We start from the raw sequence: 22,431 nt of genomic DNA on the forward strand, positions 1-22,431 counted from the left end.
CGGCGGTCGGGGCGCTGCGGGAACTACTCGCCGATGAGCTCGCGGAAAGAGGAAGCAACTCGGGTGAAACATCCCGCCGCCCCCACCGCATCTAAATGGTGTAGGCGACGAGGCAAGGGGGAGTTCGGCGGATGAGACGGTCCCAGGAGAGCGGCTTCCGGGAGTTCGCGGCGGCCCGCATGGGGCATCTCTTCCGTTCGGCGTGCCTGTTGACCAGCGGCGACACCTATCTCGCCGAGGATCTGGTGCAGGAGACGCTCGGGCGGATGTACGTGGTGTGGGGCCGGTCGCCGAAGCTCGGCAATCCGGCGGCATACGCGCAGACCGTTCTTGTGCGTGTCTTTCTGGCGCACCAGCGACGGCGTTCGTCGGGAGAGCGGCCGAGCGACGAGATTCCCGAGGTCTCGGAGACGGCCGCGCAGGGTGACGCCTCGCTGCGGCTCATGCTCCTGGACGCGCTGCGGAAGCTGCCGGCGAAGGACCGGGCGGTGGTCGTGCTGCGGTACTGGGAGGACCGGTCCGTCACGGAGACTGCGGACGTCCTCAACGTCAGCTCCGCAGCCGTACGCACCCGCAGCACCCGTGCACTCGCCCGGCTGAGGGTGCAACTTGGGGACAGCATCGCGGAGTTCAGCGCGCACTGATCAGTCCGACCGACTTTTACGAGAAATGGTGGTGGTCTGGCATGTCTGGAACGCAGGAGGACCTGGAGGCGTTCGAAGGCGGGCTCGGTGACGCGCTACGCCGCACCGGGGAGGACTTCTCCGTGGAGGGGCGCCAGCTGGTGGACGGCGGCATCGTGCGCGGCCGGCGGGGGCTGCGGCGCAGGCGGGTCGCGGCCGTGACCGGCAGCGTCGCGGCGCTCGCCGTCGTGGGGTTCGGGGCGTCGTACACCACAGGGGCGTTCGGCGGTGGCTCGGGGCAGGGCAGGGCGGGCGTGGCCGCGCAGCCGAATGTGCAGGAGACCGGCCCTTCGACTAAGTCGTCGCCCGGCAAGGGGCCGCAGCTCTCGGCGCAGCAGGTGATCGAGAGGTTGGAGGGGCTGCTGCCGGAGGGGAAGGTCAGCGGGCAGGCAGGGCGCGGCACGGCCGACGGGTTCGGGCCATCGGCGCACCTCGTCTTCGACGATGGCAAGGGCAAAGCTGCGATCGGCGTGAGCGTCGGCGCCGTCGACCCGGACGGCACGGAGGCGGAGCAGCAGCTCGAATGCCCCGACAAGACCTACGTGCCGTACGACTCCTGCCGGAATGAGATGCTTGCCGACGGTTCCCGCCTGATGGTGTTGCGCGGGTACGAATACCCTGACAAGCGCGTGGACACCAAGTGGTGGCACGCCTATCTCGTGACCCCCGACGGCTACACGGTTGATGCCAGCGAGTGGAACGCGCCCGCAGAGAAGGGCGCCGCCATTTCTCGGTCTGAACCCCCGCTCAGTGTTGGGCAGTTGAAGGGACTCGTCATCTCCGACGAGTGGCGGCCCGTGATGAACGCTCTGGGAAAGGCGGCCCCGGAGCCGGTACAGCAGCCGCCGGCGCAGGGGCAGGACGGCCAGGCGATCCTGAGAAAGCTCAAGTCGCTGCTGCCCGTGTCCGCGAAGGTAGCCTCCGGGCGCGGTGACGACGGATTCGCGTACGTCGTCGTGAATGACGGCAAGGGCGCGAGCCTGGTGCAGATCAACGTGCAGCCGAACATGTCCGACGTGGAGGGGGAGCTGTTCGGGTCCGGTGCGGAGGTACTGCCGGACGGGACGAAGGTCGTCACGCATCAAGGCCCGGGCGAGAAGGGCGGTGCGGGCGTGGTGATGTGGACCGCCGACACCATCCGTACGGACGGCCTCCGGGTCGTGGTGTCCGCGTTCAACTCCGGCTCCCAGAACGCGAAGGCCACGCGGCAGACACCCGCGCTGACCATGCAGCAGTTGAAGTCGATCGCCACGAGCGGGAAGTGGGCCGGAAAGTAGGGCCGTAGGCAACGCACCTGCCCCTTCCGGTGGTTCGGGAGGCGGATCACCCTTCGAGGTGCCCGCCTCCCTCTTCACGTTGCGCAGGGTGAGCGTTGCGCGGTCCTGTCACCTTGCCCGGGCGTTTTCGCAGCCGCTGCCGCAAACCTCGGGGGCCAAACAGGGGGCCAAACTGGGAGTCGAACCACGACCGTCCTGGACTGAAACGGACGGTCCTGCACGGCTTACGCGCAGGCCAGTGCTCAGGATCAAGGTCACGCAGGCTCTGATCGCGTTCGGGACGAAGAGGTCGCCGGCAGGCGCGTTCGGCCAACCTAGACGCAAGTATGGAGGCCTGGCCAGGCCCACATGCCCAGGTCACAGACTTGCATGGACACTTCACAGAACGGTCTTGGAAACCGTCGCCGTGCGCGCGGTAGAACTTTCTCTACTTCATCAAGGCACCCGCCGCGCACGGCGCGGCGCGCGCGGCCCGTCCTGTAGATCGTGATCTTGCTGGTGGGGTGTGACTGGGCGCGATAGCTGTCATCTGGGCACGACATCTGTCACCAGCCCTACACTCCGACCATGCCGATCCAGCCCCGGTCCGCAGGCTCCGCTGAGGAGCAGCTGTCGATCATCGATGCCTTGATTGCTCTGCCGTTCCCCGAACAGGAAGGCCAGTCGAGGACGCAGCACGGATGGGGCGGGCCCGGGTATCACATCACTGTTCTCCGGCGGAGCCGGGACTTCTGGGACGCTCCTGGTCCGGAGACGGTCACGGCGGTCGAGGAGGAGTTGGAGGCAGACCTCACCGCACTGGTCACGGTGCTGGCTGGGTGTTGGGGCAGTCCGACCGTGGTCGATCTGTGGCCCTATCTCGGGCTCGACAACCCGGACTACCCAGACATCGAGGAGGCGCCCGAGCCCCTGGGCTCCCTGTGCATGCTTGCTGGGAGCATGCAGATGTGGCAGGTGCCGTCTACTGGTCGCTGGCTCGGGCTCACCATCGGCCAAGTCGATCGAGAGCTCCCCTTCGAACTGCTCGCCGCCGTCGGCGAGGCCTCCACGCTTCCGAAGTGAGCCGCGGGACTGCCTGCCCCATCTTGTCCGCTTCATCGCTTGTGACGGACAGGATGCAAACCCGCGGCAGGTGACAACTTCCGTGCCCAGACTGTGACAGCTGTCGCGCTCAGCCTGAGAACGGACCCCAGGTCACCCGCCCGTGTCGGTGACAAATGTCGCGCTCGGCCACATGGGGGCCGGTGCAGGCACAGGTGCGGCCACCGTTGATCATCGCGAGTTGTGTGGACTAACGACGAGACGGTGGCCGCAGGTCACAGCGTGGATCCCGTCCGGTGGCGGGAGGCGTTCGAGGTGGCCATGGGCCGGATCGCGGGCCGGATCGCCCGGTACGAACCCCGCCTGCGGGCCGGGCGGTTGGTACTGGGTCTGCTGTCGGACCTGCCTCGCAAGAACTGCTGGACCATCGCAGAGTGGGCCGGGGAGACCAGCCCGCATGGCATGCAGCATCTGCTGTGCCGGGCCGTCTGGGACGCCGACGCCGTCCGCGACGACGTGCGCGAATACGTCGTCGAGCACCTCCGCAACGAGGCCGCGGTGCTGGTCGTCGACGAGACCGGCGACGTGAAGAAGGGCATCCGCACCGTCGCCGTCCAGCGCCAGTACACCGGCACCGCGGGCAGGATCGAGAACTCCCAGGTCGCGGTCTACCTCGTCTACGCGGGCGAGCGGGGACACGCGGCGGTGGACCGGGAGCTGTACATCCCGCGGTCCTGGACGTGCGACCCGGACCGCTGCCGGGCGGCGGGGCTCGGCGAGGACACCGTCTTCGCGACCAAGCCGGAACTGGCCCGCACGATGATCGAACGATTCCTGGACGCCGGACACCACGTGGGCTGGGTCACCGGGGATGAGGTCTACGGCGGCAACCGACACTGCGGGCGGCTCTGGAAGAGCGCGGCATCGGCTACGTCCTCGCGGTGGCCTGCTCGGCCGAAGCCCCCACCCGAGGTGGCAAGTTCCGGGCAGACCGCCTGGTCAAGCGGCTGCCGAAGCGAGCCTGGCAGAAAGTGTCCGCCGGTCGCGGCGCGAAGGGGCACCGCTTCTACGACTGGGCGGTCGTCGACCTGGCCGGCCCCGGCCCGGGCCACCACCAGCTGCTGATCCGCCGCAACCGCGCCACCGGCGAACTCGCCTACTACCGCTGCTTCTCACCCCAGCCGGTGCCGCTGACTGAGCTGGTGCGGGTCGCCGGATCCAGGTGGCGGGTGGAGGAGACCTTCCAGACCGAGAAGGGGCTGGCCGGACTCGATGAGCACCAGGTCCGCCGCTACCCCTCCTGGGCCCGTTGGGTCACCCTCGCCATGCTCGCCCACGCCTTCCTCGCGATCGTCCGTGCCGACGAACACGCCCGCCGTCCCGGACCGACCGACCTGGTCCCGCTGTCCTGCAACGAGATCCAGCGTCTGTTCATCACGCTCGTCGTCCATCCGGTCCACGACGCAGCCCACCGGCTCGGCTGGTCCGACTGGCGACGCCGCCATCAAGCCCGGTCCCGCACCAGCCATTACCGGCAACAAGCCGCATCCCAGGCATGAAGATCACGATCTACAGCTGGAGTATTAAACGACCAAAGCAGACACAAGGGACCCTGGGCCGTCTGACGCATATCGACCCTAGACCGACAGGCAGTGGCCTCGCCGCCGGCAGTGGCCGGAAACCAATATTCCGTTTAATTGTCGACAGCCGAGGGCCCGGGGCTACGCGTGGGGGCTTCGCGGAAGGTCGCCAAACGCCCCATCGCCCGACCTGCCCATCCGTAGACTCGCGTCGCTGGCGGCAGCCCGCCGGCCCGAGGAGGGGCGTAGGGGTGGCCGAGAATTCTGATGCGCAGAAATTTTCGACAGGGCTCGGGATCGTGGTGTCGATCATCGCAGTCCTGGCATTCTTTGGCATCAAGAACTTCGACGATCTGAAAAATGCTGGAGCCTCTGACCGGAGCGACGCATGCAACATGGCGATCGCCGCTCGCGACGCCAGCAAGATAATCGGGGAAGCCTCACCCGCCGAAGTCCGGGCCAAGATGCACCAGTACGCCCAGCGGTTACTTGAGGCTGTGAGCCTTACTGACGACAAAGAGCTTCGTGCGAGCCTGCGTGAGTCCTCTTACGGCTACCAAGCCTACGGGGACTCGTTGCCGGTAACAGATAGAAGCCGGACGAAGGCGGCATTCATGGCGGCCTCGACCGCCGAGAGCAAGTGGACCTCCCTCTGCGGGGACGACGGCCTGTAGAAGCTACTCGCCAGCAGCGGCCGTGGGCCGGGGGCCGGCGTCGCCACCGAGGAAGTCATCAAGGCCGCCCGCGACCTGCTGCCCGACCCCGGCCGCTCCGTCACCTCGATCGCCAAGCTCCTCGGCGTCTTCCCGGGCACCCTCTACAACCACATCCCCGACCTGCGCGAACTGCGCGCCGGCGTCGTCCCCCGTCAGCTCGAAGCTCCTACGAGGTAGGCGAACCCCAGCAAGATCGTTCTCACCGGGATTCCTGTACCTCAACTACTCACAGCCGCAGTCCGTCAGCCGGTACATGCGCGGAGCCGGGCCACGGCGTCCTGCAGATCGTCGAAGGCCTGCTGCTCCTGTCGGGGCGTTGCCATGGTGCCGCCCAGGATGCTGCCGCGGGCAGATCGAGTCCGGGCATAGACGGCGAACCGCGCCACCACGTTGTCGATCAGATCCTGATGCGCGCAGGGAGAGAGCGGCGGACGTTCGGGGGGCGTCGGCATGACAGGTAGTCCAGTCGTGAGAGGTGATTTTGTGCAACGGCGTAGCGCCTCTCCCCGCGGTCCACGAGGAGAAGTTGCCTTCTCTGAGAGCCGCCGAGCCCGCACCTCATGCCCTCTGCTGAAAACGCGCGTACAGCACCGAGACCCCGCGCCGATCCGGCGCCGGGGAGATCGGAACGGGCGAGCGCAATCCGCATCGGTGAAGCCCTCCGGGTACGACGAAAGCAACGCCGACCAGGCTTCCCGGCACACCACACGCCCCACTGTTCGAACGTGACGGCGCCACACTACTTGTCGTGCCTCGACGCGACGATAGGCCCCGGCAGCCGCCTGCCACAGCGCCTGAGGGAATGCCATATTCGTGAGACGAGGCTGCCGGGCACGACGTGAGACACGGAAGAAGCTCGCTGATCAATCGGTCTGCCCTGGCCACGATCCCTGAGATCCCACACGGGCGGCGGTCCAGCCGCGGCTGGGAGAGGCATCTGGGCCACCACCCGTACACCGATCCTTACGCCGGACCGGGGCCCGCGCACCTGGACCAGCGGGTTCTCTAGGGCAGCAGCTGTGGCGTGAAGGAGGGTGGAGTAGTCCGCTGCAGCTCAGCGACGGTGCTGTGGACGGTATACGGCGCAACAGGTGTGGTGCCATCACCCGGCGGGGTAATGGCACTTTTGTGGGCCGGGTTTCGCCAGTATCTTCCTGCGTCCGGTGATCCAGTGGGTGACGGTGAAGACGGCGAGGACGAGAAGACAGGGCCAGGTGTGCCGACGTTCAGGCGAGCGTGGTGACGACGTCGACGGGGCTGACCAGGGTGTCGCGGATGGGCGAGCGATTCTCGACGAGGGTGATGAGTTCCTCGATCTGTTCGCGGGGGGTGTCCGGAGCGTCGACGTGGAGGTGGACACGTACCTGCTGCAGACCGGGCCGGATGGTGGGGTCGATGCCGAGGAAGCCGCGAAGATCGACGTCGCCTTCGAGTTCGAGGCGGAAGCTCTTGAGCTCGATGCCCTGCGCGGCCGCGAGGGCGGCGAGGGTGACGGTGTAGCAGCCGGCGAGGGCCTGCAGCAGGTACTCAGCGGGCGAGACGGCGGTGTCGGTGCCCAGGAGGGCGGCGGGCTCGTCGCTGCTCATCGTGTACTTCGCGACGCGGGACGCATCCTGCTCGCCTGCCTGGGTCAGCGCGCCGGTCCGAGCGGTGAGGCGGCAGCCGCCCTGCCAGGCGCCGTCGACGGAGAAGGTGGCCTGGGCGAGCTGCGGGTTGGCCTCGACGGCGGCTGTGGTGTCCTTCAGTGCCTGGACGTCGATGTCGTTGACGACGGTCATGAGTGCCAGCTCCTTGGCTGAGTTGGTGCATGGTTGAGGACGAGAGGCAGGCGTTTCGCACGTTCCGTCAGATGTTGCGGGCTATGACCGCGAGGCCAGTGATGCCGATGCGAGCGGACGGTGTGCTCTTGGCCGTACCTGCTTTCGGGGTTGGGCAGGCCGAACGGGGCACGGTGGCCTCGCCCGGTTCCACGGGGATGGTGCCCGTCGGCGGTGTTGCCGAGGTGCCGCGAGCTGGGTGCTCCCGTCGCCCTGGTGGAGGGGGCCTGAGGGAGGCGGTGGTGTGGGGGCTGGTCCGAGGGCGCTGTCTTCGCCCCAGTGCGGGGGCGGAGAGGCTGCTGGGAGGATTTGTCCGGTGGACGTGGGGATGGCAGCGCTACCGCCGGGCCTTCTGCAGAGGGACCAGGGCAGGAGCGGCTAGGGAGCCGGGACCCGCTATTCAGCCTGCTCGAAGAGTTTCATGGCCGTGAAGCCCTCTGCCCCGGGCGTCGCCGCCCGGGAGCGGTGGACATGGTGGGTTGGGGCAGTTCAGTTTCGGCCGGCCATGACGCCGCCGTCGATGTCCCAGACAGCGCCGGTGACCCAGTCGGTCTGGTCCGACAGCAGGAAGGCGACGGTGGCGGCGACGTCGTCGGGGGTGCCGGTGCGGCCGATCGGGTGGAAGTCGTTGAAACCGTCGAGCGCGGAGTCGAGGTCCGCCTTGGGGATGAACTCTTCGTAGATCGGTGTGCGGACGACGGCCGGGGCGACGGCGTTCACGCGAATGCCGGCCGAGGCGAGCTCCATCGCCAGGTGCTGGGTGAGGGAATGGAGTCCGGCCTTGGCCATCGAGTACGCCGACGACGGGGTGGCGGCGATGGCCTGGTGGGCCCACATGGAGCCGATGTTGACGAAGGAGCCCTTCGCGCCGCGGGCGATGATGTTGACGGCGACGGTCTGGGTGAGGAAGAAGAAGGCGCGGTTGATGGCCTGGTAGCGGTCGTAGTCCTTGGCCGTGTGCTCCAGGAACGGCTTGGGGGCGAAGACGCCCGCGGCGTTGACCAGGAGGGTGGCGTCGGCGTGCTCCTCGGTGAGGGTGGCGCGGAGGCGGTCGACGGCGGCCGGGTCGGTCAGGTCGGCGGCCAGGCCGAAGGCCTGGCCGTGGGCGGACAGGGCGGCCGCGGCTTCGTCGGCGCCGGCCTGGCTGCGGCCGGTGATCACTGCGGTGCCGCCGGCGTCGAGGACGCGGCGGGCGATGGCGTGGCCCATGCCGCTGGTGCCGCCGATAACGATGACCTTCTGGCCGGTGAAGTCGAGGGTGGTGCTGGACATGTGGTGCTCCTGTTTCAGGTGACTTCTTGAACGTCGGGGATGGTCAGTTGTCGAGGGGCAGACGAGCCGACCGTTGGTGTCAGATGGCCAGCGCTACCAGGAAGCGCGAGACCATGTTGTAGGCCGCGACGGTTGCGACCGCTTCGACGGTTTTGGCTTCACCGAAAAGGCGCTTCAGCTTCTCAATGACGTCGGCATCGACTTCAACCTGTTGTGTGGACTGATCAGTCAGCGCGAGCAGGGCGAGCTCTTCTTCGTTGAAGAGGCCGCTTTCTGCGGAATTTCCCTTGAGGGCTTCGCACTTTTCTTCCGTGCCGCCTGCCTGCAGGTACGCCGGGTGGTGCACTCCCCACTCGAAGTCGGCACGGTTCAGCACGGCCACTCGCAACATGATCAGTTCGCGGTATTCCAAGGCCAGGTCAAACTCTGCGCGAACCCGGCCCAGCAGCCCGTTCCATCCTGTTGCGAGCGGGAAGCTCTTGAGCAGGACACGGTCGATACCGATCAGCTCGCCGTTGGGCCGACGCGCTTTCATTCCCGCGAGAAGCTCGGGCGGGGGCGAGGGGAGGCTGTCGTCTTGCCAGGGGGTGACTCGCACATCACTCACGTTGTGCTCCTTGACTGTGCACCGGCCCGCGATGGAATCGGGTCGTGCCGGTGATGAATTGCTGCCGACTTCGCCTGGGCAGAGGTGCAGGCGGTCAGGCGTAGGGGTTGCAGACCAGGTAGCCGTCGACGCGGCTGAGCCAGTCCGACTCCGGGTCCGCCGGCAGGACGTGGCCGAGATTGTCGGCGCGGACCTCGCTGATCCACTGGTCGTGCTGGTACTCGTGGTTGATGAGCGCGACCAGCAGGTGGTTGGCGACGATGGCCAGCTGGGTCGGGGCGCCGACCTGGCCGGCGGCGATGTCGCCGATGCGGGCATGGACGCGTTTGGCGACGGTGTCGCGGAACGTGGTGAGCCGTTCGACGGTGGGCAGCGCGCCGCGGAACTTCTCGGGGTTTGCCGAGTCCATGAGCCCGTCCAGTTCCGGGTCGGGGCTGGGTTCGGCGGCGGTGAGGTTGCGGATCATGAAGTGGGCGACGTGGGCCTGGTGGCCGAGGTGCCAGCCGATGGCGCTGGAGTTCTCGTCGGGACGCCAGGTCACCTCGTCCGGGCTGAGGTCCCGCCGCAGCTCGTCGGTGTAGACGCGGGCCCGGTCGTATTCGCGCAGCAGCACCGTGAGCTCGTGCACGCCCGGGGCTCAGACGGTGTCGTAGACGCGCACGTCGGGGGCAGCCTTCAGCAGCGGGGACAGGCCGCCGACGACGTCGCGGGTGAACAGCTCGCTGGCCAGGTAGGCCTGCGCGTCGGCCGCGGTCCGGAAGCCGTGGAGGACCTGGACGTCCTCGTCGCGGACAAGGAGTTCCTTGCTGAGGGCGCCGGGGACGGTGTCGAGGAACGGCTGCTTGTACTTCTCGTACACGCCGGTGGCCGCGACGCGGTGAGTCGGGTCCACCTGCAGCGTTATCTCAAGATACGCCATGGTTATGCCTCACTCGATTGGCAGAGGGGGAATGGAGCGGCGAGTGCCGCACTGTGCCTGCCAAGTTAGGCGTTTCCGGAAGGGTCCGGTAGAGGATCTCTCTGAATCAGGCTATAAGCGAAGCGTATGACCTAGGGGCGGGCGGCCGCGAGAGAGTCGGCGAGGTGGAGCAGGTCGGGGCCGAGCGGGGAGTCGGCGCTCCAGACCGCTTCGAAGGAGATCTGCACCTCGCGGCCCTGGTCGTGCAGGGGACGGTGACAGACGTCGGGCGAGGTGAGCTTGGAGCGGGGAACCATCGCTGAGCCCAGTCCGAGCTTCGTCCAGTCCTCCAGGACGCGGTAGCTTGCGGCCTCGCCCGGATAGGTGTTCAGGGGCATCTCGTGTGCCTGGAAGAGCTTCGTGGTGAAGGTGGTCAGGCCGCAGGTGTCGGGGACGAGGATGAACTGCTCCTTGCCGGCTTCCGTAAGTTCGACGGGAGTCGCCTCCGCCGTGTCCGGGCTGACGACGACGATCGGCTCGACGTCGATGACCCGGTGCTCGAAGCGCGGCATCGCGGCCACGGCTGGGATCAGGATGATGTCGAGCTGTCCGGTCAGCAGGCATTCACGCAGCTCCTGCATGTTCGCCTCGCGCAGCACCAGGTCCCAGGGCGTGGGAAGGCCCTGGACCATGCTGAACGCCCTGGCCACCAGGTGCGAGCCGATCAGCGGCGAGACCCCCATACGGATCTTCTGCTCACCGGGTTCGGTCAGGCGCCTGGCCTCCGCTCCGACGGCGTCGAGCGCGACCAGGGCGCGCTCGATCAGCGGCAGGATCCGCACGCCGAACGAGGTCTGCGTCACGCCGCGCGGCGACCGTTCGAATAGCTTGTCGCCCAGGCGCTCCTCCAGCTTGGCGATCCCGTTCGACAGCGCGGGCTGGGTCACCCCGTAGGCGCGGGCAGCGGCGCTGAACGACTTGGTCTCGGCGACCGCCTGCGCGTACCGGAGCCCTTCAAGGTTCAGACGGTCCATCGTTATAGCCATGGCTTATAGCTCCATTCACCGACGTCCCCTACCGGGCGGGTTTGCCTCTGCCTACGGTGGGACTCCTGCTCATGGAGCATAACCAGTAGCTATATGCATCGTCGTCCGAAACGGAAAGGCACCATGTCGGACAGCGCCGTGACCATGGTCGTGACAGAGCCCCGCGGCCCCCTGCACCCCGTTGCGGCCGAGACGGTCCCGCCGCCGGCCGGGTGGGTCCGCGTGTCGGTGGTGGCGAGCGGCGTGTGCAACGCCGACATCGCAACGGCCGCCGCCACCGGCAAGGACGCCGCCTTCCCCGTCACGCCGGGGCATGAGGTCGCCGGTGTGATCGCCGAGATCGGCGACCGGGTCGAGGGCTGGGCGGCCGGGGACCGGGTGGCCGTCGGCTGGTTCGGCGGCAGCTGCGGACACTGCGCGTCCTGCCGTACGGGCGATGTCGTCCACTGTGCCGAGCGGAAGATTCCCGGACTGTCGTATCCAGGCGGCTGGGCCCAGAGCATCACCATGCCCGCCGACGCGCTCGCCCGCATCCCCGACGGCCTCGACCTCTTCGACGCCGCCCCCTTCGGTTGCGCCGGCGTGACGACCTTCAACGCCATCCGCACAGCCGGCGTCCGTGCCGGAGGACGGGTCGCGGTCTTCGGGATCGGCGGCCTGGGGCACCTCGCCCTCCAGTTCGCGGTCAAGCTCGGGTACGAAACGGTCGCCATCGCCCGCGGCGGCGACCGTGAGCGGCTCGCCCGTGAGCTCGGCGCCCACCACTACGTCGACAGCGACGCCCAGGCACCCGGAGCCGCCCTGAAGGAACTCGGCGGCGCCGACCTCATTGTCTACACCGCCTCCTCCACCGCACCCGTGGACGAGCTGCTCACTGGCCTGGGCGTGCACGGTCAGCTCACCCTCATCGGCGTCGACGCCGGCTCCGTGACCGTCCCGGCGGCCAGGCTCGTCATGAACGGCCACACCCTCACCGGTCACCTCACCGGCAGCCCGCGCGAGACGGAGCAGGCCATGGCGTTCGCCGTCACCACGGGTGTGCGGCCGATGATCGAGCGGATGCCGCTGGAGAAGGCCAGCGATGCCGTCACCCAGCTGCGTGCCGGAGCTCCCCGCTTCCGCATCGTCCTGGACACCGCAGGCAGCGAGTAGCCAGTCCCCTTCGCCCGATGCCGCAACCGCCGACCCGACGACAGCGGGGGTTCAGCCTGCTCAGAATGGAGCCACACATGTCCCGCCAGGAAAGCTACGACGTCATCGTGATCGGCGCCGGCGCCTCCGGACTCGCCGCGGCCACCGTGTTGCACGCCGCTGGCCGCGACGTCATCGCCTTGGAGGCCCGCGACCGCATCGGCGGACGCCTGCTCTCCGTTCCCACCTCACGCCCCGAGCGGGCGCTCGATCTGGGAGCCACCTGGTTCTGGGACGGCGAGGAGCGCGTACGGACCCTGGCCGCGCGCAGCGACATCGCCGCCTTCGAGCAGCACCTCGCCGGCGACACGATGCTTCAGGAGACGACCGGTATCCGCCGCCTTACCGGCAACCTGATCGACGCCCCCTCCCGCCGTTTCACCGCCGGGGCGCAGAGCCTCACCACCGCCCTCGCCGCCGAGCTGCCCACTGGCACACTGCAGCTGGACACGGCCGTCACCGCCATCCGTCCCAGCAGCCAAGGCAGCCTCGACGTGCTCACCCAGGCCAGCACACTCCACGCCGAGCACGTTGTCCTGGCCGTCCCCCCGGCCCTCGCCCAGGAGCGCATCGGCTTCGGCGACACGCTCCCCGCCGACCTCGTGCGCCTTGCCCAGGCCACCCCGGTCTGGATGGGCGCCGCCGTCAAGGTCGTCGTCCGCTACCCGACTGCCTTCTGGCGGGAGGACGGGCTGGCCGGTGCGGCGTTCAGCAGGACCGGCCCCCTTCAGGAGATCCACGACATGTCCGGGCCCGACGGCGAGCCCGCTGCGCTCTTCGGCTTCGCACACGCGCGCACTGTACGGCCCGGCTTCGAGCAGGCCGTCATCGCCCAGCTCGCCCGGCTCTTCGGCCCGGGCGCCGCCAGCCCCGACGCCCTGCACGTACAAGATTGGAGCGGCGAGCGGTGGACCGCCCCGTCCACCGTGCAGCGCCTCGTCGACTACTCGCTCTTCGGCCACCGGCTCTACCAGCGGCCGGCCCTCGGCGGCCGCCTGCACTGGGCGTCGACCGAGACGGCCACCGAGTACGCCGGACACATTGAAGGCGCCCTCGCCGCCGGAGAACGCGCAGCCCGAGCCGTCCTCGCGGCGCCCTCCAGCACGAACGGCATTGCCCTGGGCGTCACCGCCCCCACGAGGTAGGGCACCGCTCTGACACTCGGAGCGGCTGCGGTTCGGCGCACGGATTCCGTACAACTCACCGCACCAAGCCCGCGCTCCCCATCCAGCTGCCTCACAGATCAGGAGAGAGATGACCAACGCCGCACCCGCCGCAAGGCCGGGACTCATATCCGACCCCGCCCGAGCCCAGCGGCGGATCCTGCACGTCCTGGTCGCCTCGCAGATCTTCAGCGGCGCGGGACTCGCCGCAGGGGTCACCGTCGGGGCCCTCCTCGCCCAGGACATGCTCGGCTCCACCAGCCTCGCCGGGCTGCCCAGTGCCCTGTTCACCGCCGGCTCCGCGCTCGCCGCCGTTGCCGTCGGCCGCGTCTCCCAGGCCCGCGGCCGCCGCCCCGGACTGGCCGCCGGCTACCTCACCGGCGCCATCGGCTCGGCCGGCGTCATCGTCGCCGCCGTCCTGGACAACCCGGTCCTGCTGTTCCTCGCCCTGTTCGTCTACGGCGCGGGCACGGCCACCAACCTCCAGGCCCGCTATGCCGGAGCCGACCTCGCCGCCCCCGGCCACCGGGCCCGGGCCGTCTCCACCGTCCTGGTCGCCACCACCCTCGGCGGCGTCGCCGGCCCCAACCTCGCCGCCCCCACCGGCACCCTCGCCGAACACCTCGGCATCCCGAACCTCGCCGGCCCCTTCATCCTCTCCGGCCTCGCCTACGCCCTCGCCGCGCTCGTCCTTGCCCTGTGGCTGCGACCCGACCCGCTGCTCCTGGCCCGCAGCCTCGCCCAAGCGAAGCAGGACGGCACCGCAACCGCCCCGGCCAGCTCGGACGAGGGCAGCGGAGGCGTCGTGCTCGGCGCGCTCGTGATGATCCTGACCCAGCTCGTCATGGTCGCGATCATGACGATGACTCCGGTCCACATGCACGACCACGGCCACGGCACCGCCGCCTCCGGCCTCGTCATCGCCATCCACATCGGCGCCATGTACCTGCCCTCACCCCTGACCGGCTGGCTCGTCGACCGCTACGGCCGCATGAAGATCGCCGCCGCCTCCGGCATCACCCTGCTGGCCGCCGGTATCCTCGCCGCGCTCGCTCCCGGGGACTCCGTCGGCCTCCTCGCCCTCGCCCTGGCCCTGCTCGGCCTCGGCTGGAACCTCGGCCTCGTGTCCGGCACCGCGATCATCACCGACACCGTCCCGCTCGCCACCCGCGCCAAAACCCAGGGCCTGGTCGACGTCTCCATCGCCATCGCCGGCGCCACCGGCGGCATGGCCTCCGGCATCATGGTCGCCGCCACCAGCTATCCCGCCCTCGCCCTCACCGGCGGCATTCTCTCCCTCGCCCTCCTGCCCGCCGTGGCCGCCGCCGCCTACCGCCGATGAACCGTTCCTAACCAGTGTGCGTGAGTGAGTCCGGGACCCACTGTTGCGTACTGGGCGCATCCCGAACGGTGTTGGATGCGCTGGGTTCCCGCTTTCGCGTCCCGTTCGGTGACGGCCCTGCGGGGGGCCGGTCCGTGGCGGGTGGGCGGGTTCCCTCACGCCCCCGGCTGCCTGGTCCGGCCTGGGCGGTCCGGTGCCCCGCACGATCGCTCCGGTCGTGCGGGGGCGGTGCCGTCCGACGCCGGACCGGGTACCCGAGGGCGCGTCGCCCGATCGCGATGCCCGCGGCATCGTGACGGGACATGGTGCGGCGGGAGGTGACCAGCGGCTTCTGCCAGTGCTGGGCACCCCACAAAGTGGTGTAGGCGGGGTCGACCGCGACAATGCTCAGGCCGTGTTCGGCGGCCATCGACACCAGCCGGGCCTTCAGTTTCCCGGTCGGGATGCCGGAGATGAGCTGCCGGAACCGTTTGCGGCGGCCGTGCTTCTCCCGGGTCTTTTCGGTGGTGAAGTCGAGGTCTTCGATGCCGATCGCGGCGACCCCGGCCTGCACCGCCCAGTGGATCAGCCGGGTCAGCGCGTGGCGGAGCTGCGCGTCGCGGTGACCGGCGGTCCCGGACAGGTCGAAGCCGAAGCGGCGCGGGTCGCCCATGGGGTTGCCGTGCCGGTCGAGCCGGTAGGCGGCGAAGTGGTCGGCGTTGGTGTCGACACCGATCATGCCCCGGGCGCGGGCGGTCTCCAGCGGGATGGTCTGCACGACGGGGCGCTGCCAGGATGCGGTGAGGTACCAGCGGCCGCGGTCCACGTTCAGGTGGATGCGGTAGGCGACGGCCCGGTTGGCGGTGATGCGGTCGGCCCACTCCTGGCCCCGGTGCGCGAAGTCGATCCGGGGGGTGAGGACGTACCGGCCGTGCCCGGCGTTGGCCAGGTGCGCAAGCGGGGCAGGCAGCCTGATGGACACTTCGCCGTCCGGGATGACGCGGATCGTCTCGTTCCCGAACCGCTTCCCCGACTCACCATCGGCCGCAAGAAACCAGCGCTCCGCCTCCCACCGTTGCCGCCACTGCTCCTCGGTGAGCCGGGCCTCGGCGAGGTGGTGGCGGGTGTTGAGCAGACGTCTGCCGCCCCGCACCACCCGCACCCGCCCGGCCTGCCACTCGGCGACAGCAGCGGCGTGCCGGTCCTCCAGGGCCGCGAGGCGGCGAGATTTGCGGAACCACTCACTCCGGGAGCGGTAGCCTCCTGCGGCCCGCTTCGTTCCGGGGTCTCCGATCGGGAGGGACAGGCGGTGCCGCAGCGTCCTGATCCCGGTTTCCAGTGTCTGGATGTGTGCTGCCTGGCAACGGCGCGCCAGCGCCCACTGGTCGTGGGTGGCCTTGGTGATCGCCCCGGCGATCCTGGACGACGACTCCTTCGTCAGGTCCCGCTTACGCGCCGCCCACGTCTGAGCGCTGTGCTCCAGACCGTCCGCACAGCGGGCCTTGAGATCACGGGAAGCAAGCGCACCCTGATGCTCGCCGACCGCACGCAGCACCTCCTCGTCCCGGGGAGTGAGGTGCCCCAGCCGGTCCCGGACCGCCACCCCGCAAGGCCCGGGCACCACGAAGGACCCGGCCAACTCCCGCACACCACCCACCACATCACCCCCGCCCTGAAAGGCCAGCCACCCGCCATCCAGCCCAACGAGCAACAGCCGCCAAGGTCACCCATCCGACCCCAGAACCCCCGTTCCCACCCCCACCAACCCACTGACGGCCTCACTCCCGCTCGCCACCACTCACTTCAGCTCAGCAAACCGACAGCAGCTCACAACCCCACCGATTCCGAGACCCCCGCGCCCGGCATCACCGTCGACGGCACCGGCCTGTTCTGCGTCACCCTCCTGCTGCGCCTGCGCAAGGAGACCGACGGCGCGAAGCCGGGCACCATCGTCCACGTCATCGCCACCGACCCCGCCGCCCCGCTCGACCTGCCCGCCTGGTGCCACATGACCGGCCACCACTACCTCGGCCCCGTCCCCGGCAACGGGCGAGCGGTGTACGCGCTCCGCCTGACCGCCGACGCCCTGCCCACTCGCGACAACGCCCCCTGGCACCCGGCGGACACCGTTGACGAGGTCCATCGCCCCGCCCATGCCCTTGACAAGCGCACCGGGGACCAACCAGTTTGCCAGGTCGCCGTTCTGGGCGACCTGCATCCCTCCGAGGACGGCGGTGTCGATGTGCCCGCCCCGGATCATCGCGAAGGAGACGGCGGAGTCGAAGTAGCTCGCGCCCGGTAGCGCGGTGACCGTCTCCTTTCCGGCGTTGATCAGCTCCGGATCGAGGTCCACCGGCAACGGGTATGGCCCGACACCGAGCATTCCGTTCTCCGAGTGCAGGACCACGTTGCGGCCATCGGGCAGGTGGTTCGGGATCAGCGTCGGCATCCCGATGCCGAGGTTGACGGCCTCGCCGGGGGCGATCTCGAGGGCGCCGCGCCGGGCGATCTCCTGGCGGTTCCAGGGCATCTCAGGCTCCCTTCCGAGCGGGATTGGTGACCGTGGCCTTCTCGTCGATCGGCCGTTCGCCAACGGCGGGCAGGATGTGATCGACGTACACACCTGGGAGGTGGACGTCGTCGGGATCGAGGCGCCCGGACTCGAGGATCTCGTCGGCCTCGACGAGGGTCACCACGCCGACGGTGGCGAAGACTGGAATGAAGTTCCACGCGGTGACCCGGAAGCAGAGGTTCCCGAACCGGTCCGCCTGCGCGGCGTGGACGAGCGCGAAGTCGGGGACGATCGACCGCTCCAGCAGGTAAGTGGTGCCGTCGAACTCGGCGGTCGGCTTCGGCTCCTGCGTGGCCACGACCTGACCGTGCACGTCGTGCCGGATCGGGATCCCGCCGCGCTCGACCAGGGTCCCGGCCCCGGTGCGCGTGTAGAACGCGGGGATGCCCGCCCCGCCGCAGCGGAGCTTCTCGGCCAGTGTCCCCTGCGGTACGAGCTCGATCTCCACGTCGCCGTTGAGGAACATCCGGGCGAGCGCCTTGTTCTCGCCGAGGTAGGTCATCGTCACCTTCGCGATCCGGCCGGCCTCGAGCAGGCGCCCCAGTCCCCAGCCGTCGAGCCCGCAGTTGTTGCAGATGACGTGCAGGTCGTCGGCACCGGACTCAGGGAGGGCGTCAACGAGCCCGACCGGCACGCCGGAACGCCCGAACCCGCCCACGGCGACCGAGCTCCCGCTAGTGATCCGGCCGATCGCCTCATCGATCGAGGTCTGGGTCTTGTCGATCAAGTGGTTCCCTCCGCGTCAGGTCTCCGCGAAGGGTCGCGTCCGGCGTACGGATCCGGCATCACAGGAAGCAGGGAAATCCGGACGGCGTCTCTGCGCTGGAACGGGGAACAGGCCTTGCTTTCCTTCCCTGCGGGCTCTTTGGTCTGCGGTCTCATGCAGGATCGCGTGACGCGATCAGCCGGTTGGTCAGTTCGACCGTTGCGAGGTACCACCAGAAGATCCAGTCGAGGAACGCTTCGTCGTACTCGCCGCGCTGGTCGGCCCGGCGGTGGCGCAGGTCGAAGCCGTTGGCGATCTGGAACAGGACGCCTTCATCTTTCCCGCCAAGGTCCTCTTTGATCAGGGCGCGCCGTTCCTCGAGGATGCGTCCAAGGTTGAAGATCGCCGATCTCTTGCTCTCTGGTGACATGTCACGTCCTCGGAAAAGCGCGATGGCGTGGCGCACTCCGGCGGTGGCGTTGGGTGGGCTGTCGTTGAGAGCACGATGCACCAGCTGGCTTCGGGCATCGTCGGTGACGGCGATCAGGCGCCCGAGGTCCTCACCCTCCACAGCAAGCTCGTACTCGATGCCGGCCTCGCGCAGCAGCTTGTTGACCTTCCACCGGTACAGGACCCGGGCCGGGCCGTTGTGAAACTCCGAGTGCTGCCAACCGCACCCGCTGTAGCTGTGATAGCGCCGCGCGCGCGGGGGCGGCTCACCAAATCGTGGAGAGGCCCCGGGACTTTGCGGTCACCGGGGCCGGTAGAGGTGGCCCTGAGTCAGGACCGTTGCGCTAGATCCATCCCTGCTCAGCTGGCGTCGTCGCAGGTAGCGGTGGTTGCGGCGGGAGGAATACGCTTTGTCGCCGCCGAGATGGTCGGGCCGCGTGCGCGGGTGTCCGCCACCGACGCGGCCGACACGGATGCGTTCCATGACCGGAATGAGCTGCGGAGCGTCGCCCCACTGGCCCGGCGTGATCAGCAGGGCCACCGGGCGGCGTCCGCCCTCACCGGCGAGGTGGATCTTGCAGGTGAGGCCTCCCCGGGAGCGTCCGAGTCCCTCGTCGGGGCGGTGCTCCCGGGGCGTGCGTCTTTTCCTGGCACTCGTGGCGGTTTCCTACGAGCCCCGGCGGCGTGCTGGTGGGCCCGACAGGAGGTGGAGTCCATGCTCACCATCGACCAGTCGATCCGGCCCTCGGCGTCGGCGTCGGCGATCAAGCACACCATCCCCGAACCGAGGAACCAGCGGGCCAACCGCCAGCGAAGGGGCAGCAACGGCGGCCGACCCGCAGGCTCCGGCAAGACGATCTACAAGCGAAGGAACGAAGTCGAGCGGACAATCAACGCGTTGAAGAACTCCCGGGCCGTGGCCACGAGGTTCGACAAGCGCGGCTACATCTTCCACGGCACCGTCACGGTCGCCTCGATCCGACTCTGGCTGCGCCCGTGATCTCCGCCGGATCTAGCCGCCGGTCGTGCCGTCGAGCATCTCGCGCAGTATGTCCAGGTGGCCGTTGTGGCGGGCTGTCTCCTCGGTGAGGTGGAGGAGGATCCAGCGCAGGTCGACGTGGAGGCCGTTGCGGATGGTTCCCTCGGCCTGCTTGTCCAGGTCGTTCCCGGCGACCAGTTCGCGGTAGCGGGCGCTCTGTTCAGCGTATTCGTCGAGCAACTGCGTGAGCGGGAAGTCGACGGCGATACGCATCTCGCGGTCGGGGTCCTCCTCGGTCCAGGGGCCCCGGTCTTCCTCGCCGAGGAAGACCACCTGGAACCAGTAGTACTCGACCCAGCGGAGGTGGTTGATCACTCCGCTCATGGTCATCAGCGGTGAGCCCGGCAGGAGCACCTTGCGGGCGTTCTCCGCAGAGACGCCGTCGCACTTGGCGCGGGCGGTGTCCCGTGCGTAGTCGAGAAACGTGGTGAGCTGGGTGCGCTCGTCCCATGCGGGCGGCGTGTCGTTGATTCTGGTCATCGCGCGAAGCATCCCCGACCACCGCGCCCGCTGTCGAGGCATTTAACGACGGCCCCCACCTACTCCACCCAGCGTCTTCTCCAGCGGGGCGCTACAGCGATTCAGCGCCGACGGGGCCGCCCGGCATGATCCGCCAGACAGGCCCCAGAGCCACGCTGGGCTCAGCCCCAGGTCTGGCCGGCCGGTTCCTTAATGGTGCGGTTGATCCTGTTGAAGAAGTTGGTCAGCGCGATCTCCAGGTTGATCGCGCCAATCTGCTCCTCAGTGAAATGGGCGTTGACCTCTTCCCAGATCTCGTCGGTGACTCCCTCCGCACCGTCCTGCAGACGGGTGGCGGCCTCGGCCAGCGCCAGTGCCGCGCGCTCCGCATCGGTGTAGAACGGCGCCTCACGCCACGCCGCTACGTTGTGCAGCCGCTCGTCGGTCTCACCGGCCTTCTTTCCCCCGGCGACACTGGCGTAGATGCACGCCGAGCAGCTGTTGATCTGGCTGGCGCGCAGGTGGACCAGCGCGAGCAGCTTCGGATCGACGCCCCCGGCGGCGATCGCCTTCTGCAGGTGCCCGACCGCCTTCCACACGTCGGGGTTGTTGGTGTTCTTGTTCTTGAGTCGGTTCTGCATGGCAGGGTGCTCTCCTTGGTCGGGGTTACCTTGCGGGGCTGGTGCCCGTCACCCCTATGACGGAGCAGCTTCCAGGGAGGTAACACCATGTCCGGCGCCCATCCCGCCGATCCGATCGCCGAGGCCTTCGAGGCGCACCGCGACCGGCTCACAGCCGTTGCCTACCGCGTGCTCGGCTCGCACGCCGACGCGGACGACGCGGTCCAGGAGGCGTGGCTGCGTCTGTCCCGCCAGGACGCCGACGCCATCGACAATCTCGGCGGCTGGCTGACCACCGTGGTCGGCCGCATCAGCCTCGATCTCCTACGCTCGGGCCGCACGCGCCCGACAGTCCCCCTCGACGACCAGCTGCCCGAACTCACCGTGACGCTCGACGATGGTCCGACTCCGGAAGAGCTTGTGGCACTGGGCGACTCGGTGGGCCTGGCGCTGTTGACGGTCCTGGACTCGCTGCGCCCCGACGAGCGCCTGGCGTTCGTGCTGCACGACGTGTTCGCCGTGCCCCACGGAGAGATCGGCACCATCCTCGGCAGGTCCACCGACGCGACCAAGATGCTCACCAGCCGCGCCCGCCGGAAGGTGCAGACCGTCCGGCACTCGGCAAGCGACCGACAGCAGCAACGCGAGGTGGTCGGGGCGTTCTTGGCCGCGGCCCACAAGGGCCGGTTCGAGCGGCTGCTGGAAGTTCTCCACCCCGAGGTGGAGTTCACCGTCCACACCCCCGGCGGACGGTTCGTCACGATCGGGGCCACCGAAGTCGCCAGCCGCGCCCGAGTGGCCGGCGGCGCGGCACACGGACATGCGGCGACCGTCAACGGGCGACCCGGCCTCATCGCCTGGAACGAGGACGGCACCCCTCTGTCCCTGCTCGCCTTCACCGTCGCCGACGGCCGCATCACCGAGATCACCGCCGTGGTCGACCCGGCCGAACTCGCGCTCATGGACCTGCCGGACCCGGTCTGACTCTCTACCAGCGATGGCTGGTCGTCCTCAATGTTGGTCCATGCCGGTCCCGCAGAGAAGGTCAACGTAGCCACCTGGTGGGCGGAGAGTGCGGAGTTCCAGATTGCCATAAGTACCCCGCACCCGCGTGGCCTGCTGGGCGCCCTCGTGCCGCGACATGCGGAACTCGTCCAGAAGCCCTCGGGCCTCGCTGGCGGTTGGGCAACGTCCGCGCCGGGCAGCGTCTGCCCGTCGGGATCTACTCCGAGTACGTCAAGGGCGCGCCGAACACCGGGACCATCGGCGACGGCACCCTCCAGGTCTCCTACGACGACGGCCAGACCTAAACGTCCGTCGGCCTGGACCGCGACGGGAACAAGGCCGCCTGGCACGGCACCCTGAAGGTGCCCGCCGACGCGCAGTACATCTCGCTGCGGGCAACCGCCAGCGACGACCAGGGCGGCAAGGTCACCCAGGAGATCATCCGGGCGGTCGGCGTGAAGTGACACGCCCCGGACACTGGAGCCACAGGGTGAGCCGCACGCGGCGCCACCCCGAATGACAGGACGGCGCCGTCTCCCCTGGGACCCAGGAGACGGCGCCCTTCGCGCGAGTCAGCCCGTCAGTTCGACAATGCCGCGGACGACACCCAGCTCCAGTGAAATCACTGCCCCGTCTGCGGGTCCCAGATCTGGCACGCCTCGATGTCCGGCTCCGACAACGCATTCATCGCTTCCTCACAGTTGATGAACCCGAGCTGGGCGCTGTACAGGCTGCAGCCACCGCGGTGCAGCATCGCGGGGGCTACCCCGCCCGCTGGGGCTGGATCTTCCACGACTACTCCGCCCTCGCCCGCTCCCGGGCACGCTGCTCCGGTCGCTGATAGGCAACGGCGTGACTCCTCCCCGCCCTGAGGGGACGGGGCTTCTCGCTATGCCGTGTGGGCGTTGCGACGGACCAGCCCGGCCCGTAGAACATTGAGTGCTCCCACTGTGTCGGCGTGCGCCGTG

23 protein-coding genes and 5 pseudogenes are annotated in these 22,431 nt (G+C 69.0%); 13 read left to right on the forward strand and 15 right to left on the reverse strand.

All coding sequences use genetic code 11. The annotated features are described in order from the left end of the window. Nucleotides 1-131 precede the first annotated feature (131 nt). The 6 genes from ACFU8W_RS45260 to ACFU8W_RS45285 all read left to right on the forward strand — a co-directional run bounded on the left by ACFU8W_RS45260 (nucleotide 132) and on the right by ACFU8W_RS45285 (nucleotide 5,255). The gene (locus ACFU8W_RS45260) at nucleotides 132-644 is read left to right on the forward strand and encodes a SigE family RNA polymerase sigma factor (protein ID WP_384051041.1); all 513 of its coding nucleotides are present in this window, start codon (nucleotides 132-134) and stop codon (nucleotides 642-644) included. A gap of 41 nt (nucleotides 645-685) precedes the next feature. Further along, on the forward strand, nucleotides 686-1,960 hold the full coding sequence (locus ACFU8W_RS45265) for a hypothetical protein (protein ID WP_384051044.1): 1,275 nt from the start codon (nucleotides 686-688) through the stop codon (nucleotides 1,958-1,960). A 567-nt stretch (nucleotides 1,961-2,527) separates the two neighbouring features. Next, nucleotides 2,528-3,022, forward strand: coding sequence for a hypothetical protein (locus tag ACFU8W_RS45270; protein WP_384051046.1), 495 nt, complete (start codon nucleotides 2,528-2,530; stop codon nucleotides 3,020-3,022). A gap of 222 nt (nucleotides 3,023-3,244) precedes the next feature. Beyond that, on the forward strand, nucleotides 3,245-4,126 hold the full coding sequence (locus ACFU8W_RS45275; RefSeq protein WP_384051049.1) for an IS701 family transposase: 882 nt from the start codon (nucleotides 3,245-3,247) through the stop codon (nucleotides 4,124-4,126). After that, a complete protein-coding gene (locus ACFU8W_RS45280; protein ID WP_384051052.1) occupies nucleotides 4,033-4,560 on the forward strand; it encodes a hypothetical protein in 528 nt (175 codons plus the stop codon). The genes ACFU8W_RS45275 and ACFU8W_RS45280 overlap by 94 nt, the downstream gene beginning before the upstream one ends. Nucleotides 4,561-4,832: 272 nt before the next feature. After that, nucleotides 4,833-5,255, forward strand: coding sequence for a hypothetical protein (locus ACFU8W_RS45285; protein ID WP_345509475.1), 423 nt, complete (start codon nucleotides 4,833-4,835; stop codon nucleotides 5,253-5,255). Between the two features lie 284 nt (nucleotides 5,256-5,539). Here the strand turns inward: ACFU8W_RS45285 and ACFU8W_RS45290 are convergent, their stop codons facing one another. The 7 genes from ACFU8W_RS45290 to ACFU8W_RS45320 form a co-directional block, all read right to left on the reverse strand. Then, a complete protein-coding gene (locus ACFU8W_RS45290) occupies nucleotides 5,540-5,749 on the reverse strand; it encodes a hypothetical protein (protein ID WP_384051055.1) in 210 nt (69 codons plus the stop codon). 774 nt (nucleotides 5,750-6,523) lie between these two features. Next, a complete protein-coding gene (locus ACFU8W_RS45295) occupies nucleotides 6,524-7,075 on the reverse strand; it encodes an OsmC family protein (RefSeq protein WP_384051058.1) in 552 nt (183 codons plus the stop codon). A gap of 528 nt (nucleotides 7,076-7,603) precedes the next feature. Continuing rightward, the gene (locus ACFU8W_RS45300; protein WP_384051061.1) at nucleotides 7,604-8,386 is read right to left on the reverse strand and encodes an SDR family NAD(P)-dependent oxidoreductase; all 783 of its coding nucleotides are present in this window, start codon (nucleotides 8,384-8,386) and stop codon (nucleotides 7,604-7,606) included. Between the two features lie 79 nt (nucleotides 8,387-8,465). Continuing rightward, complete coding sequence (locus tag ACFU8W_RS45305) at nucleotides 8,466-8,993, reverse strand: carboxymuconolactone decarboxylase family protein (RefSeq protein ID WP_384051064.1); 528 nt, start codon at nucleotides 8,991-8,993, stop codon at nucleotides 8,466-8,468. Between the two features lie 94 nt (nucleotides 8,994-9,087). Next, complete coding sequence (locus ACFU8W_RS45310) at nucleotides 9,088-9,621, reverse strand: DinB family protein (RefSeq protein WP_384051066.1); 534 nt, start codon at nucleotides 9,619-9,621, stop codon at nucleotides 9,088-9,090. 9 nt (nucleotides 9,622-9,630) lie between these two features. Next, nucleotides 9,631-9,912 carry a hypothetical protein gene (locus ACFU8W_RS45315; RefSeq protein ID WP_384051069.1) on the reverse strand — a complete coding sequence of 94 codons (282 nt, stop codon included), beginning with the start codon at nucleotides 9,910-9,912 and terminating at the stop codon, nucleotides 9,631-9,633. A gap of 131 nt (nucleotides 9,913-10,043) precedes the next feature. Continuing rightward, nucleotides 10,044-10,937, reverse strand: a complete 894-nt coding sequence (locus ACFU8W_RS45320) for a LysR family transcriptional regulator (RefSeq protein WP_384051072.1) — start codon at nucleotides 10,935-10,937, stop codon at nucleotides 10,044-10,046. Between the two features lie 123 nt (nucleotides 10,938-11,060). On the opposite strand from ACFU8W_RS45320, the gene ACFU8W_RS45325 reads away from it, so the two are divergent. From ACFU8W_RS45325 to ACFU8W_RS45335, 3 genes are all read left to right on the forward strand, one after another. Then, nucleotides 11,061-12,089, forward strand: a complete 1,029-nt coding sequence (locus ACFU8W_RS45325; RefSeq protein WP_384051075.1) for an alcohol dehydrogenase catalytic domain-containing protein — start codon at nucleotides 11,061-11,063, stop codon at nucleotides 12,087-12,089. A 77-nt stretch (nucleotides 12,090-12,166) separates the two neighbouring features. Beyond that, nucleotides 12,167-13,273, forward strand: coding sequence for a flavin monoamine oxidase family protein (locus tag ACFU8W_RS45330; protein ID WP_384051078.1), 1,107 nt, complete (start codon nucleotides 12,167-12,169; stop codon nucleotides 13,271-13,273). Between the two features lie 109 nt (nucleotides 13,274-13,382). Continuing rightward, nucleotides 13,383-14,633 carry an MFS transporter gene (locus ACFU8W_RS45335; protein WP_384051081.1) on the forward strand — a complete coding sequence of 417 codons (1,251 nt, stop codon included), beginning with the start codon at nucleotides 13,383-13,385 and terminating at the stop codon, nucleotides 14,631-14,633. A 7-nt stretch (nucleotides 14,634-14,640) separates the two neighbouring features. Here the strand turns inward: ACFU8W_RS45335 and ACFU8W_RS45340 are convergent, their stop codons facing one another. Further along, a complete protein-coding gene (locus ACFU8W_RS45340; protein WP_384051084.1) occupies nucleotides 14,641-16,269 on the reverse strand; it encodes an IS200/IS605 family accessory protein TnpB-related protein in 1,629 nt (542 codons plus the stop codon). Here ACFU8W_RS45340 and ACFU8W_RS45345 point away from each other — a divergent pair. After that, nucleotides 16,189-16,587, forward strand: a pseudogene (locus tag ACFU8W_RS45345) (hypothetical protein); the annotation flags it as partial. The gene ACFU8W_RS45340 and the pseudogene ACFU8W_RS45345 overlap by 81 nt on opposite strands. Nucleotides 16,588-16,725: 138 nt before the next feature. Here the strand turns inward: ACFU8W_RS45345 and ACFU8W_RS45350 are convergent. From ACFU8W_RS45350 to ACFU8W_RS45365, 4 genes and pseudogenes are all read right to left on the reverse strand, one after another. Beyond that, nucleotides 16,726-17,142, reverse strand: a pseudogene (locus tag ACFU8W_RS45350) (CoA-transferase); the annotation flags it as partial. A gap of 1 nt (nucleotide 17,143) precedes the next feature. Further along, on the reverse strand, nucleotides 17,144-17,911 hold the full coding sequence (locus ACFU8W_RS45355; RefSeq protein ID WP_384051087.1) for a CoA transferase subunit A: 768 nt from the start codon (nucleotides 17,909-17,911) through the stop codon (nucleotides 17,144-17,146). Between the two features lie 151 nt (nucleotides 17,912-18,062). Next, nucleotides 18,063-18,619, reverse strand: a pseudogene (locus ACFU8W_RS45360) (hypothetical protein); the annotation flags it as partial. 82 nt (nucleotides 18,620-18,701) lie between these two features. Beyond that, nucleotides 18,702-19,102: pseudogene (locus tag ACFU8W_RS45365) on the reverse strand (transposase); the annotation flags it as partial. Nucleotides 19,103-19,193: 91 nt separating this feature from the next. On the opposite strand from ACFU8W_RS45365, the pseudogene ACFU8W_RS45370 reads away from it, so the two are divergent. Next, nucleotides 19,194-19,340, forward strand: a pseudogene (locus ACFU8W_RS45370) (IS5/IS1182 family transposase); the annotation flags it as partial. Nucleotides 19,341-19,352: 12 nt separating this feature from the next. Here the strand turns inward: ACFU8W_RS45370 and ACFU8W_RS45375 are convergent. Together ACFU8W_RS45375 and ACFU8W_RS45380 are read right to left on the reverse strand one after the other, a co-directional pair. Further along, nucleotides 19,353-19,859 (reverse strand): DinB family protein, encoded by a 507-nt coding sequence (locus ACFU8W_RS45375; protein ID WP_384051090.1) that lies wholly within the window; start codon nucleotides 19,857-19,859, stop codon nucleotides 19,353-19,355. 161 nt (nucleotides 19,860-20,020) lie between these two features. Next, nucleotides 20,021-20,479: a carboxymuconolactone decarboxylase family protein gene (locus ACFU8W_RS45380; RefSeq protein ID WP_384051093.1), complete on the reverse strand. Its 459-nt coding sequence runs from the start codon at nucleotides 20,477-20,479 to the stop codon at nucleotides 20,021-20,023. A gap of 87 nt (nucleotides 20,480-20,566) precedes the next feature. Here ACFU8W_RS45380 and ACFU8W_RS45385 point away from each other — a divergent pair, with 87 nt between their 5' ends. Continuing rightward, the gene (locus tag ACFU8W_RS45385) at nucleotides 20,567-21,442 is read left to right on the forward strand and encodes a sigma-70 family RNA polymerase sigma factor (RefSeq protein WP_384051096.1); all 876 of its coding nucleotides are present in this window, start codon (nucleotides 20,567-20,569) and stop codon (nucleotides 21,440-21,442) included. 197 nt (nucleotides 21,443-21,639) lie between these two features. After that, entirely contained in the window at nucleotides 21,640-21,768 is a 129-nt protein-coding gene (locus ACFU8W_RS45390) for a hypothetical protein (protein ID WP_384051099.1), read from the forward strand. A gap of 317 nt (nucleotides 21,769-22,085) precedes the next feature. On the opposite strand, the gene ACFU8W_RS45395 is transcribed toward ACFU8W_RS45390, so the two are convergent. Next, nucleotides 22,086-22,256 (reverse strand): DUF6233 domain-containing protein, encoded by a 171-nt coding sequence (locus ACFU8W_RS45395; RefSeq protein ID WP_384051102.1) that lies wholly within the window; start codon nucleotides 22,254-22,256, stop codon nucleotides 22,086-22,088. Nucleotides 22,257-22,431: the final 175 nt, after the last annotated feature.

The organism is Streptomyces sp. NPDC057565, assembly GCF_042801455.1.
In the GTDB taxonomy this organism is placed as follows: Bacteria; Actinomycetota; Actinomycetes; order Streptomycetales; family Streptomycetaceae; genus Streptomyces; species Streptomyces yanii.

Bases quoted from the DNA above. Each gene is read 5' to 3' on its own strand.
- ACFU8W_RS45260 (WP_384051041.1), top strand. From the start codon at position 132: ATGAGACGGTCCCAGGAGAGCGGCTTCCGGGAGTTCGCGGCGGCCCGC.
- ACFU8W_RS45265 (WP_384051044.1), top strand. From the start codon at position 686: ATGTCTGGAACGCAGGAGGACCTGGAGGCGTTCGAAGGCGGGCTCGGT.
- ACFU8W_RS45270 (WP_384051046.1), top strand. From the start codon at position 2,528: ATGCCGATCCAGCCCCGGTCCGCAGGCTCCGCTGAGGAGCAGCTGTCG.
- ACFU8W_RS45290 (WP_384051055.1), bottom strand. From the start codon at position 5,749: ATGCCGACGCCCCCCGAACGTCCGCCGCTCTCTCCCTGCGCGCATCAG.
- ACFU8W_RS45295 (WP_384051058.1), bottom strand. From the start codon at position 7,075: ATGACCGTCGTCAACGACATCGACGTCCAGGCACTGAAGGACACCACA.
- ACFU8W_RS45300 (WP_384051061.1), bottom strand. From the start codon at position 8,386: ATGTCCAGCACCACCCTCGACTTCACCGGCCAGAAGGTCATCGTTATC.
- ACFU8W_RS45315 (WP_384051069.1), bottom strand. From the start codon at position 9,912: ATGGCGTATCTTGAGATAACGCTGCAGGTGGACCCGACTCACCGCGTC.
- ACFU8W_RS45320 (WP_384051072.1), bottom strand. From the start codon at position 10,937: ATGGCTATAACGATGGACCGTCTGAACCTTGAAGGGCTCCGGTACGCG.
- ACFU8W_RS45325 (WP_384051075.1), top strand. From the start codon at position 11,061: ATGTCGGACAGCGCCGTGACCATGGTCGTGACAGAGCCCCGCGGCCCC.
- ACFU8W_RS45330 (WP_384051078.1), top strand. From the start codon at position 12,167: ATGTCCCGCCAGGAAAGCTACGACGTCATCGTGATCGGCGCCGGCGCC.
- ACFU8W_RS45335 (WP_384051081.1), top strand. From the start codon at position 13,383: ATGACCAACGCCGCACCCGCCGCAAGGCCGGGACTCATATCCGACCCC.
- ACFU8W_RS45375 (WP_384051090.1), bottom strand. From the start codon at position 19,859: ATGACCAGAATCAACGACACGCCGCCCGCATGGGACGAGCGCACCCAG.
- ACFU8W_RS45380 (WP_384051093.1), bottom strand. From the start codon at position 20,479: ATGCAGAACCGACTCAAGAACAAGAACACCAACAACCCCGACGTGTGG.
- ACFU8W_RS45385 (WP_384051096.1), top strand. From the start codon at position 20,567: ATGTCCGGCGCCCATCCCGCCGATCCGATCGCCGAGGCCTTCGAGGCG.